The sequence below is a fragment of the Streptomyces sp. NPDC001796 genome, from assembly GCF_042892355.1.
Lineage (GTDB): Bacteria > Actinomycetota > Actinomycetes > Streptomycetales > Streptomycetaceae > Streptomyces.
Genome location: NZ_JBIAUC010000012.1, coordinates 47,915 through 59,674, shown reverse-complemented (window position 1 = coordinate 59,674; position 11,760 = coordinate 47,915). Strand labels below are relative to the sequence as shown.

Below are 11,760 nucleotides of genomic sequence, written 5' to 3'. Positions count from 1 at the left end.
AAAATACCCGCGCGAGCTTGCGAAGATACGGTCACCCGCCTACGAATCGCGAGCCCGCCGGGAGAGAGACACCCCGACCGCAACGGCGTGAACGCGGCTCAGAAACTCCCGATGATCAGCCACGCCGCGACGCCGAGCACCCCCAGGTACCCGCCGACGGAGATGGTCCTGCCCAGGCCCTCGCGGCCGGCTCCCTCGATCCATCGGCCGACGATCCCGACAAGCGGTGCGCCGAACACGATCAGGAGAATGCCGATCAGGAAATCCATCGTCCCCCCTTGCCGGATCACTCCCCGGTGACCCGAGAGAGGTGATCGCAGGTCTCACGGCTCACTGCCGGAAGCCCCCGGGCCGCGAGGTCTGGTCCTGGCTGGATTTCGCCCCCTGGGGCTTCTGGTTCAAGCCGGTGACCGCGGACGGGATTTGCTCCTGCATCGATGACTCGGCCGTCTCCGGTGCCGCCGGCGCCTGCTGCGGTACGCCCGCCACCGGCTGCTGTGCCCGCTCCAGAAACCGCAGCAACTCCACCGGGAAGGGCAGGACCAGCGTCGAGTTCTTCTCGGCGGCCACCGCCACCACCGTCTGCAGCAGCCGCAGTTGCAGCGCGGCGGGCGTCTCGGCCATCTGCTGCGCCGCCTCCGCCAGCTTCTTCGACGCCTGGAGTTCCGCGTCGGCGTTGATGACGCGGGCCCTCCGCTCGCGGTCGGCCTCGGCCTGCCGGGCCATGGACCGTTTCATGGTCTCCGGCAGCGACACGTCCTTGATGTCGACGCGGTCGATGGTGACGCCCCACTCCACGGCCGGGCTGTCGATCATCAACTCCAGCCCCTGGTTGAGCTTCTCCCGGTTGGAGAGCAGGTCGTCCAGCTCGCTCTTGCCGATGATGGACCTGAGCGAGGTCTGCGCCATCTGGGAGACGGCGAACCGGTAGTCCTCGACCCGGACGATCGCGTCGGCCGGGGAGGTCACCCGGAAGTACACCACGGCGTCCACCCGGACCGTGACGTTGTCCCGGGTGATGCCCTCCTGCGCGGGCACCGGCATCGTCACGATCTGCATGTTGACCCGGCGGAGCCGGTCGACGAGCGGCACGACCAGCGTCAGCCCGGGTCCCCGCACCTCGGGCCTGAGCCGCCCGAGGCGGAACACCACTCCCCGCTCGTACTGCTTGACGACCCGGACCGCCGCCATCGCGTAGACGGCCCCGGCGGACGCGAGTGCCGCCCCCGCCGCCACCAGCTCCTCGACCATGCCGGCCCCCAGGGTCCGAAGTGGGCGCATCAGGTGCGTGCTCGGTGCCTGTCTCGACGGTAGACCCGGGACGCGGCAAGCGCGAGCCCCCGCACGCGGGTTGCGTGCGAGGGCTCGCCTGCTGCCGGATGCAGGTCAGCCGTGCGGGTGTGCCGGCATGGAGGTCCTCGGCGTCAGTAGACGTGGACGCCGTAGGCGCTCAGGGCCTCGGTGACCGGCTGGAAGAAGGTCGTGCCGCCGGAGGTGCAGTCGCCGCTGCCACCGGAGGTCAGACCGTAGGCGACACCGCTGTTGGAGTAGAGCGGGCCGCCGGAGTCGCCGGGCTCGGCGCACACCGTGGTCTGGATGAGGCCGTAGACGACGTCACCGTTGCCGTAGTTGACCGTCGCGTTGAGCGCGGTGACGCGGCCGCTGTGGATGCCGGTGGTGGAGCCTCGGCGGTAGACGGTGGTGCCGACGGAGGGCGTGGCCGCGCTCGTGATGTCCACGCTGCCCACGGTGCCCGACTTGGTCACCGAGCTGTTGGTGTAGCGCACGATGCCGTAGTCGTTGCCGGGGAAGCTGGAGCCGGCCGTGGTGCCGAGAGTGGTGGAGTGCGAGGAGTTCGACCACCAGGTGCCCGCGCCGTCGGTGCAGTGACCGGCGGTCAGGAAGTAGTAGTTCCCGCTGTTGTCCTGCACGTTGAAGCCGAGCGAGCAGCGCCAGCTACTCGCATAGATGGCGTCGCCGCCGGAGATCAGCTTGTTGAACCTGCCCGGGGTGTGCTTGATCGTGAGGGCGGCGGCGTCGCCGCCGGCCTCCTGCTTGATCTTGGCGATCTCGGCGTTCGAGACCGTGCTGTCGACGGTGACGACGACGCGGTTCGTGTTCGGGTCGACGGCCCAGGCGGTGCCCGGGACGTCGGCCTTGAGCACCGAGTCGCTCGCCTTGGTGAGTTGGTTCGCACTGAAGGTCGGTGCGTTGCTCGCGTTCGCGCTGGGGACCGTGAACGCGGCCGCGGCCAGGAGTCCGGTGGCCACGGCGATCAGCCGGGTCCGTCTCGCGAGGCCGCTCGTGGGGTTGGTGCGCTTGAACCTCACTTGTCGTTCCCCTCCAAGGGAAGTCGGGGGCCCACGTGGGGATGGGGCCCGTGAGTCGCAGCCGGGGGCCGGTCATCCGGATTCCGAATACGCCGTGCCCCTGACAAGCGCTGTGGGGGAGTATTCGGCCGCCTGGCCGAAGGACGCAAGGGCGCCTTTCGGCCGTGAAGTCTTTAACCTCTCCAGGGCCCACAGGGATTGACAGCGGCCTGGTGACGCCTTGTGTCTACAGCAGGGCACGCTCCCCCGCCTCGATCGCGACGCCCAGCGTGTTGCCCGGCGGCGGGAAGGGGCAGACGAAGTGGTCCGCGAAGGCACAGGGCGGCAGCAGCGCGCGGTTGAAGTCCACGGTCGTGCGCCCCTCGGCGTCGGGCGCGGGCGGCCGCAGGAACCGGAAGCGGAAACTGGTGTCCCCGCTGGTGGCGTCGGCGAACACGGCCCACAGCGAGCCGTCGCCCTCGACCGACACCTGGAGGGTCAGGTCCTGTCCGTCGAGGGTGAAGGCGAGCACCCCGCCGAGGCCGAGCCCGCGGTGACGTCCGTCGGCGTTCTCGACGCGTACGGTGCGGCTCTCCCCGTACGGGGTGAAGTGCCCCTCGACGGACCAGCGCGGATCGTGGGGCGTGGCGTCGATGCCCCGGAAGTCCCGGCGTGCCGGGGCGGCCGGGTCGTAGTCGCGCAGGCCCCACACACCCTCGCGGGCGAGGACGACCAGGCGGCGCTCGCCGGCCGCGACGCGGGCCGCGCTCACCGGCCCGGCATCGGCGTCCAGGCGGACCTCACCGGTGAAGGGCCGCCCGTCGACCGTCAGTCCGTCGGCCTCGCCGGCCGTCAGTGCCACCGCGTCTCCGTCGTCCGTCCACCGCCCGGGAATGTCCGGAATTTGACCGTCCGGATAATCCTCCAGCCAGTAGGTACCGGTCAACGCGAGCGGCCCGTACGGCTCCGACACCTGCGCGGTGCGGTGCTCGTGCCACTGCTTCCACTCGTCGGATGCGTCCGTCGTCATGTGGTCAACCCTTCCATATGGGACACGTGCGCCCGGGGTGCGAGCGCAGCGTGGTGGGATGCGGTACGAGGAAGAACCCATCGGCGGCGCCCGATCGGAGGAACCCCCTGCTCGGAGGAACCTCGCCCGGAGCGCGGCGTCATGACGTTCCCCCTGTCACGACGTACCGGTGGGCGGGCCGCGGCAGGCCCAGGTGCTCCCTGAGCGTGCTGCCCGGATAGAAGGTGCGGAACAAACCGCGGTGCTGGAGCAGCGCGACCGTGCCGTTGACGAGCCGCTCCAGGTCACGGCCCGGCTCGGCGGGCGTGAGGTGGAAGCCGTCGACGACACCGGCCGTGTGCCAGTGGGCGATCAGTTCGGCCAGGTCGACGGGCCCGCCGCGGTAGAAGGGGCCGTGCGCGGTCTGCCGGGGTCCGCCCCCGCCTCCCCCGAGTTCTCGGCTTCGCTCGAACAGCGGGGACCCCCATCCCGGTTCGGCCACGTGTTCGCCGTCGCCGAGGTCGACGACGAGGCTCGCCAGGAGGCGAAGGGCGTCCGGTTCGCGGCCGGACTCGCGCGCCGCGTCCCGCAGTTCGTCGCGTACGGCAGCGGCCTGCGCGGGGCTCGTGACGCGGGCGAGGGCCACGTCGGCGCGACGGGCGACGTCGGTACGGGTGCCCGGGTCGGTGGCGTCGGCGACGCGGACCGGGTGGCCCTGCGGCGACCCGGAGTCCTCCCACCCGTCCCGGAGCCGGGTGTCCGCCTCGGTCACCGCCGGGTCGAGGTACCAGCCCGCCCGCCCGCCGCTGTCCCGGTCCAGGGTCGCGAGAGCCGCCCGGACACGGGACGGCTCCGCGGACGTGCTGGGCACCAGGCCGATACGGCGGGTTGCGGGCGCGGCGCGGTGCAGCACGGCGAGCGCATCGGGGCCCGGAGCCGCGGGACCGTGGGGGCCGGGCCGGGCGGAGTGCTCGCCGAGCGTGACGAAGTCGAGCGCGCCGCGCTCCGCGAGCCGTACCGCCTCGACATGGCGGTCGACATTACGGGCCTCCCGCTGGTCGACGGCGGCGGCCAGGTGCAACAGCCCCCGGCCGTGCGATGGGGTCATCTCGAGTGAAACCTTTCTGTGGCTGATGGGGCGTCACAGCGCCGTCGACGGGTCGCGCAGGAAGGTGAGTGCCGCCCGTGCCGCCGCGTCGTTCTGCCGGAACGCGGGCCCGCCCGTGCGGGGCCTGGTGAACGCGCCGGAACCCCGGGCGTCGGTATGTGGGCCGAGCGCGAAGCGCCGGGGATGCGGGCGGCCGGAGCGGTCCAGGACGCGCCCGTCGGCGGGGTCCACGGCGAGCAGTCCCTCGGCGGTGGCGGCCGCGCCGTCCGCGTGCAGCTCCCGCAGCAGCCGGTCGCGGGTGCGCTCGACCGTGGGGTGCGGCAGCCGCGCCTCGACCAGCGCGCGGGCCTCGACGAACGCGCCGGGCACGGTGCCGCTCGACGCCCGGAAGACGCCGTCCTCGGCGGTGACGGTCATGTCGGCGCCGAGGAACTTCAGCACGCCCGCGCGTGACAGCGCGAGCATCTGCCGCAGTCGTGGCCCGGGCGGACCGGAGGCCAGATAGCTGAAGAAGCCGTGCCACCAGGGTCCGATGTCGCCGAGCCGCACCAGCTGGCCGTAGACGGAGAGAAGCCCGAGGAAGACCGCGAGGTCCGGACTGTGGGCGGGGTCGTGGCGCCGGGCCAGGTCGGCCTCGATGTGGCGGCGCAGACCGTCCTGGAGGTCGTCGAAGGAGGCGTGGCGCACCCCGTCCAGCGGACGGTCGAGGGCGCGCAGGTCGAGCCGGTCGGCGGGGTCGGGGACGGCGGAGGCCACGAGCGCGGGCAGCGAGGCCGCGTCCGCCACGGCGTACTTCTCCTCGAAGTCCCTCCAGGCGACCGTGGTGCGCTCGGGATGGGCGGTGAACAGCCGGTGGTAGTGGGCGAAGCCCAGCTCCTTCTCGACCGACGGCCACACGTCGCGCCGGAAGTCGAAGCCCTCGGGGCGCGCGAGCAGCGCGTCGACCTCGGCGGGCCCGCAGAACCGGGGCAGCGGCGGCCGCTCTCCCGTCCAGTCGTATCCGATCTTGGAGTGGTAGGGCACGCCGCGCCGGGAGCCGACGTACAGGACCGGTTCGCGTCCCGAAGGCACGTACGCGTCCCCCTCGTACCGTCCGCCGCGCCCTTCTGTGAGCAGCACCATGAGGTCGACGAAGGCGAGCCCGAACCCGCGGACGAGGACCGGCTCGCCGGCCTTCAGCGGTGACAGGTCGCTGTCGGCCGTGAAGTCGGGTGGCAGATGGACGAGGCCGTGCGTGCGGGCGTACGACGCCAACACGCGCTGTTCGTCGTCGAGTTCGGCGTCGAGGTGGCCGAGCGTGAGGACCACGAGGTCGGCGGTCAGCGGCTCGGCCCGCCCTTCCAGCCAGACCCGCTGCCGACCGTCGCGCGGGCCGTCGACCCGGACGGCGAGGCGGGGGTGGTGGTGGACGCGGACACCGGGCGGCAGCGCGGCGACCGTCTGCTCGTAGACCCAGCGCAGGTACGCGCCCTGCCGCTGCCGGTCGGCGAACACACGCCCGTCGACGCCCGCCCACTCGTGCAGGGTGGGGCCCTCGCGCACCGGGCCCGCCATGGTCACCGTCTCGTCGGTGAACATGGTGACGTCCTCGGCGTGCGAGTTCATCCACAGCAGCGGTGACTGCGCCTCGCGCCAGATGCGTCCGCCGCCGGGCGGATACGGGTCCACCAGGTGCACGTCCAGCTCGGAACCGGCGTAGAGGGCGGGCGCGTTGGCGGCGATCCGCTCCAGGAAACCGGTCCCCCGCGGTCCGGCCCCCACGATCACCAGCGAAGGTCGGTCACCGCTCATCGTGTGCGCTCCGCACCGCGCGCGTAGTGCTTCTCCACGTAGTACTGGCCGACGCTGAGCACCGAGGTGACGACGACGTACCAGAGCGTGGCCACCATCAGCAGCGGGATGACCTGGTAGGTGCGGTGGTAGATGAGCTGCGCCGAGTAGAGCAGGTCCTGGACGGCGATGACGCTGACGATGGACGTGCCCTTGAGGGTGCCGATCAGCATGTTCGCGGCCGGCGGGACGATGGACCGCATCGCCTGCGGGAGCACGATCCGCCACCAGCGCTGCCACCGGCCCAGTCCGAGCGCCTGCGCGGCCTCGATCTGCCCCCGGTCGACCGAGAGGATGCCACCGCGCACCACCTCCGCGGCGTACGCGGCCTCGTGCAGCGTCAGGCCGACGACGGCGACGGTGACCGGGTCGAACAGGTTCACGGTCTTCACGCCGAGGATGTGCGGGTACAGGGCGCCGATGTTGAACCAGAACAGCAGCTGCACCAGGATCGGCACCGAGCGGAACAGCCAGACGTAACCCCAACTGACGCTTTTGAGCACGGGGTTGGCGGAAAGCCGGGCCGCGGCGAGCAGGGCGCCCAGGGCGAAGCCGAGGCCCATGACGACCGCGGTCAGCCAGAGGGTCAGCCACAGGCCGCGCAGGACGGCGGTGGAGGTGAAGTAGGCGCCGACGACGTCCCACTGGAACGCCTCGTTGCGCACGATGGAGGTGAGCGCGAAACCGAGCAGGACCAGGACCACGAGGGCCGCGGCCCACTGACCGAGGTGGCGTCGCGGGACGAGACGCGGGGGTGCGGCTTCTTCGGCTGCCGCGGCCGGTTTGGCGAGGGTCTCGGAGGACATGCGAAGGCTCCGTGATACGTCGAGTCGAACACGGGTGGGTGCCTTCACACAGGCGCTGTACGGTCGAGCCCCTCAGCAGGACCGTGCCCTGAGCGTACGTGGCCGTTTCCCCGCGCTGTCAAGGCCGTCCACACTGTGAGCCATGCGTCTCAAGTCGGTTGACGGGGAAACGGATGCCTGTTCCACTTGACACATGCGCCCACAGCAGCGGCTGGTCACCCGCTCCCACATCGACTTCGGTCGTGTGTGGTCCTGTTCCTGTTGAGCTGACGCCCTGCACGCCTTGACGCCCTGTACGCCCTGATCCGCAGGGCCTCTTCCGCGTTCGCCCACGCGCTTTCCACGCCTTCACACGCGCCCTCCCCTCTTCGCGTTCCCTCGCGCGCTGTCACTTCCGCTCTCAGGAGACCGCTGACCCATGCGTACGTTGACACGTACAAACAAGAGGCTTTTCACCCCCTTCGCCCTTGCTGTCTCGGCAGCTCTGTCGCTCACCGCGTGCGGTTCCGGCGACACGTCCGGATCCGGAGGTGCCGATGCCCGGGCCGCGGCCGGGACCGGGAAGATCCCGGCCGCGGACGTCGTGTCGGCCGTCAAGGCGTACGAGCCCGCCGCCAAGCTGCTGCCTGCGGGCGTGCACGAGCTCACCGTCGGGGTCGCCGTCTCCGGCCAGTTGCCGGGCACCAGTTATCTGGACGACGGCAAGACGCTCGTCGGGCAGGACGTCGACTTCTCGAACGCCGTCGCCAAGGCGCTCGGGATCAAGCTGAAGCTCGAACCGGCGAGCTTCGAGGCGATCCTGCCGGCGCTCGGCAGCGGCAAGTACGACTTCGGGGCGAGCAACTTCGGTGTCACCGACGAGCGGCGCAAGACGATCGACTTCGTCACCTACATCAACGACGGCCAGGGCTTCGCCGCCCGCAAGGACAGCGACCTCACGAAGATCACCGATCTGAAGCAGCTGTGCGGGCTGAACGTGGCGACCGGCGCCGGCACGACCTTCGAGGCAACGCTGGAGGAGAACAAGCACGTCTGCACGGACGCGGGCAAGAATGCCTACGGCGTGCAGACGTACAGCGATTCGGGCGCGCTGTGGTCGTCCCTGCAGCAGGGCCGCAGCGATGTGGTGATGTCGACGATCAACGGCCTGCGGTACGCGGTCGCCCAGCAACCGGGTCTGAAGTTCCTGAACGAATATCACCGCCTCGACGTCGGCTTCGCCTTCAAGAAGGGCACGGAGCTGGCAGCGGCGTTCCAGGCCGCGGTGAACCATCTGATCGCCGACGGAACGTACGAGAAGATCCTGAAGAAGTGGGGGACGACGGACTCGGCGATCAGCACGTCGCGGGTCTCGCCTCCGGAGCTGAGGAACTGACGGGTTCCGCCCCGTCGCCAAGGGGCGCGGGGCGCAGCAGTACCTGCTCGGTGGCGAGGTCGAAGGCGACGCGCTGCACGCGGTCGAACGCCTCGGCGACATGGAGCACCTCGGCCCCGGCCCGGCCGGGCACCGCGAGCGGTGCGGGCGGGCCGGGGTGCTCGACCCACGTGCCGCGCCGCCCGGCGGCGACGGCGCGCGGCAGCTGTGTGGCGGCCACCTCCAGTGCCTGCTGAGCCAGGACGGCGAGCGGAGTCGAGACGGATCGGACGCAGTCGAGGGCGAGGTGGCCGAGCGCGGCGACGGTGCCGAACGCGAACAGCACGAACAGCAGCAGATCGCGCTGGGCGGCGCTTTGAAGTGCGGCGGCGCGCTCCTCGACGTCCTTGCCGAGCGAGACCTGCACCGCGCGCAGTCCGTCGTCGGTGGAGGTCATGGACTCCCACCAGCCCATCGGGGGAATGGCGGCCGTGGCGAGGCGGCCGTCCGCGTGCACGGCGACGCTCTCGTAGGCGAGGGCGCGTTGGGCCTCGGGGGTGCCGAGCGCAGCGTCGAGGCGCCGTCGCTGGGCCGCGGTGGCCGAGCGCGGAAAGCTCTCCAGGGCGGCGAGCCTGGCCGCGCGGAGCTGAAGGAAGCGGTTGTAGTCGTCGCCGCGGAACCGTCCGGCGCGCACCGAGCCCAGGACGATGGCGCGCTCCTCGTCGGCGGACTCCTTGGCGTCGCCGAGGATGTCGAGCGCCTGGCAGGCGGCCCGGAGCCGCACGTCGTGCACGTCGTCGAGGCCGAGCTCGAGCCGGTCGAGGACGGTGATGCCGGTGCTGAAGAAGGCGAAGGTCTTCTGGAAGGTCCCGGTGCCGTCGCCGGCGTGCCGGCGGATCGCGGTGAGCCCGCCGAGCCGTCCCAGGGACTCGCGCACAGAGGCGGCGGCGGCATCGTCACGGCCCCGCAGCTCTCGTTCGAGCCGGGCGAGGGCGGTGTCGGTGGCTCTGCGCTGCGCGGGCAGCTTCGCGCCGAACTGCCGTACGCCGCCGACGTATCCGGTGGTCAGCCCGCGTTCCTTCTGCAGCTCGTGGACGAGCCCCTGGAGGGCGCTCTCGAGCCGGGCGTGGTCGGCGGTGGCGGCCGCGTCGCGGTGGTCGGAGATCTGCTGGGCGGCGGCCGCGCCGAGCAGGGCGAGCAGGACGGCGAGGGCGAGGACGAGAAACCTCAGCAGCCTGGCGCGGGTGGTGGGGGGTGTGACGTCCACTGATGAAGTGCCTTAAGTGCCTTATATGGAGGACGAATGGTCGGAGGGGCAGAAAATCGTTCTGCTCCCGGCCAACGATCTCCACGGCACACCGGTCACCGGATCACGTGCCTGTTTTACGTAATGGACGTCAGCAGTCGCAGCCGCAGTCACATCCGTCGCCGCAGGAGCAGCAGTTGCCGCAGCACTCACAGCAGTCGCCGCAATCGCCGCAATCGCAGTCGCAGTTGTTGCACCATCCCTCTCGCCTCTTCCGCGACCACGGTCCTTCGAACTCGTCGGCGCAGCACGCCTGGCAGGTGCAGCACAGTCCCGCGGCGACCGCGCAGCCGGCCAGGAAGCCCCGCTTGCCGGGCTTCGAGAGGTCCTCCGTGGTGTGCGGGCCGTCCTGCCGCGGTGGCCCGAAGGCGCCCTGGGGGTCGTGCCCGCAGGACTCGGTGCCGAAGGCCCGGTCCACCGAGCGCCGCAGTTCGTGGACGAGCAGGACGTGCGCGAGCCGCCCATCGGCGCTGTGTCCTTCCGTGCAGACCCCGGATCGCCAGGCGACGTCGCGCAGCGCGAGCCGTATCCCGTGCAACGCGTCGTCGGCGAGGCGACGGGCCTCCTCCAGTGAGGTACCCGTGGCCGTCAGCGGGTTCCAGGCGCCCGAGGCGGCGTCCGCCTCCCGGTCCTCCACGGCGTCCAGCAGGTGCGCGAGCCGCCCGAAGAGCCGGCCGGCCTCGGCGAGCGGTGCGGCGTTGCCGGGGCGCCCGGCGAGGACCGCCGTGTGCGCGAAGGCGGCGGCGGTGGCGGTCTCGGTCGGTTCGGTGACGGCCAGGAGGGGGGTGCCGGGCCCGGCGAGCGCCTCGATGCCCACCTGCCGGTCCACGGCGTCCACCAGCACGGCTGTGTCGAAGCCGATGTCGGAGCCGGTACGGGCCCCTGCCCTGCCCCAGTTCGCGGCCAACCGGCGCGCGGCGAACGCCACCGGCGCGCGCGCCCGCAGCCCGTCCCGGTCGGCCATGTGGTCGCGCACCTTGGCGGAGGCGAGCGCCAGCGACACGGCGGCCGCGAGCCGTGCCCCCTCGCCCCGCGCGACGGACGCGGTGCGCATGCCGCGCAGCGGGCAGGGACCGGCGGTGCGCCGCCGGCCGGCGGTCCGCTCGGCCTGAGCCTCCGTCAGAACGGAGATCAGCAGGCCGTCGTAGTTGGTGACGACGCGCGCGAGCTGCCCGTGGTCCCGGCGCAGCGCGAGACACAGCCCGCACAAGTGGGCCGTCCACTGGGCCCTCAGGCCCTCACTCAGCCGGTGACGACAGGGCCGGACCATTCCGAACACGACACTCCCCCGTTCCCCCGTGGCTCGTACGATGTCGAGCTGCGGCAGATTATCCGCCACTCCGTTCACCCGTACGCACCCGTCGTCACCCGGACGCCGCGACAAATCGTATTTCACTCATAGTCAGCAGGCGTCTGAGCCCGAACTCTTGGGGCACACGGCCTCTCGACGGATCCGCTGTGCACCAGTACCGTCACGAAACCCCCGCGCGGCGTCTATCCCCTTGGCGCCACATCCGCATCATGGACGACCATGGGGTTGCGGAAGGCATGAAAAAGACCGCTGTGAGAGGAGGCGTCCATGGGATCGGTGCGCAAGGCGAGTGCCTGGCTCGGCCTCGTCGACGACAACGATGACGAGCGTTACTACGACGACGACTACGCCGAGGACCAGGAGCACGGCGACGCCTGGGTGACCGACCCGCGCGTCAAGGTCGCCTCCGACACGGCGGAGGAGAAGGGCCGCCGGATCGGCACGGTCACCCCGGACAGCTTCCGGGACGCCCGGGTCATCGGCGAGCTGTTCCGGGACGGGGTCCCGGTCATCATGAACCTCACGAACATGGAGCCGGGCGACGCCAAGCGCGTGGTGGACTTCGCGGCCGGGCTGATCTTCGGTCTGCGCGGCTCGATCGACCGTGTCTCCAGCAGGGTCTTCCTGCTGACCCCGGCGCACACGGAGATCGTCAGCGGCGACGCCGCGAGCCGGAGCGCCGACGGCTTCTTCAACCAGAGCTGAGGCAGGGCCGCCCCACCGGCC

Annotated in this window: 11 protein-coding genes; 2 read left to right on the top strand and 9 right to left on the bottom strand. The window is 71.3% G+C overall.

Annotated elements, in window-relative coordinates:
* Positions 1-98: 98 nt before the first annotated feature.
* The 7 genes from ACFYZE_RS23575 to ACFYZE_RS23545 form a co-directional block, all read right to left on the bottom strand.
* Positions 99-269, bottom strand: coding sequence for a hypothetical protein (locus ACFYZE_RS23575; RefSeq protein WP_388997407.1), 171 nt, complete (start codon positions 267-269; stop codon positions 99-101).
* Positions 270-330: 61 nt separating this feature from the next.
* On the bottom strand, positions 331-1,251 hold the full coding sequence (locus tag ACFYZE_RS23570; RefSeq protein WP_388997731.1) for a slipin family protein: 921 nt from the start codon (positions 1,249-1,251) through the stop codon (positions 331-333).
* A 173-nt stretch (positions 1,252-1,424) separates the two neighbouring features.
* The gene (locus tag ACFYZE_RS23565) at positions 1,425-2,330 is read right to left on the bottom strand and encodes a S1 family peptidase (protein WP_388997404.1); all 906 of its coding nucleotides are present in this window, start codon (positions 2,328-2,330) and stop codon (positions 1,425-1,427) included.
* A gap of 226 nt (positions 2,331-2,556) precedes the next feature.
* Positions 2,557-3,339: a DUF1684 domain-containing protein gene (locus ACFYZE_RS23560; RefSeq protein WP_388997401.1), complete on the bottom strand. Its 783-nt coding sequence runs from the start codon at positions 3,337-3,339 to the stop codon at positions 2,557-2,559.
* A 139-nt stretch (positions 3,340-3,478) separates the two neighbouring features.
* Positions 3,479-4,426 (bottom strand): LLM class flavin-dependent oxidoreductase, encoded by a 948-nt coding sequence (locus ACFYZE_RS23555; protein WP_388997398.1) that lies wholly within the window; start codon positions 4,424-4,426, stop codon positions 3,479-3,481.
* A gap of 33 nt (positions 4,427-4,459) precedes the next feature.
* Complete coding sequence (locus ACFYZE_RS23550; RefSeq protein WP_388997395.1) at positions 4,460-6,217, bottom strand: FAD/NAD(P)-binding protein; 1,758 nt, start codon at positions 6,215-6,217, stop codon at positions 4,460-4,462.
* A complete protein-coding gene (locus ACFYZE_RS23545; protein ID WP_388997392.1) occupies positions 6,214-7,062 on the bottom strand; it encodes an amino acid ABC transporter permease in 849 nt (282 codons plus the stop codon). The genes ACFYZE_RS23550 and ACFYZE_RS23545 overlap by 4 nt, the downstream gene beginning before the upstream one ends.
* A gap of 418 nt (positions 7,063-7,480) precedes the next feature.
* Here ACFYZE_RS23545 and ACFYZE_RS23540 point away from each other — a divergent pair, with 418 nt between their 5' ends.
* Complete coding sequence (locus ACFYZE_RS23540; protein WP_388997389.1) at positions 7,481-8,437, top strand: ABC transporter substrate-binding protein; 957 nt, start codon at positions 7,481-7,483, stop codon at positions 8,435-8,437.
* Here ACFYZE_RS23540 and ACFYZE_RS23535 read toward each other — a convergent pair.
* Both ACFYZE_RS23535 and ACFYZE_RS23530 read right to left on the bottom strand, forming a co-directional pair.
* On the bottom strand, positions 8,397-9,683 hold the full coding sequence (locus ACFYZE_RS23535; RefSeq protein WP_388997386.1) for a nitrate- and nitrite sensing domain-containing protein: 1,287 nt from the start codon (positions 9,681-9,683) through the stop codon (positions 8,397-8,399). The two genes, ACFYZE_RS23540 and ACFYZE_RS23535, sit on opposite strands and share 41 nt — an antisense overlap.
* Before the next feature lie 130 nt (positions 9,684-9,813).
* A complete protein-coding gene (locus ACFYZE_RS23530; RefSeq protein ID WP_388997383.1) occupies positions 9,814-11,001 on the bottom strand; it encodes a DUF5685 family protein in 1,188 nt (395 codons plus the stop codon).
* Between the two features lie 300 nt (positions 11,002-11,301).
* Between ACFYZE_RS23530 and ACFYZE_RS23525 the strand changes: the two genes are divergently transcribed.
* The gene (locus ACFYZE_RS23525) at positions 11,302-11,739 is read left to right on the top strand and encodes a cell division protein SepF (RefSeq protein ID WP_388997380.1); all 438 of its coding nucleotides are present in this window, start codon (positions 11,302-11,304) and stop codon (positions 11,737-11,739) included.
* Positions 11,740-11,760 lie beyond the last annotated feature (21 nt).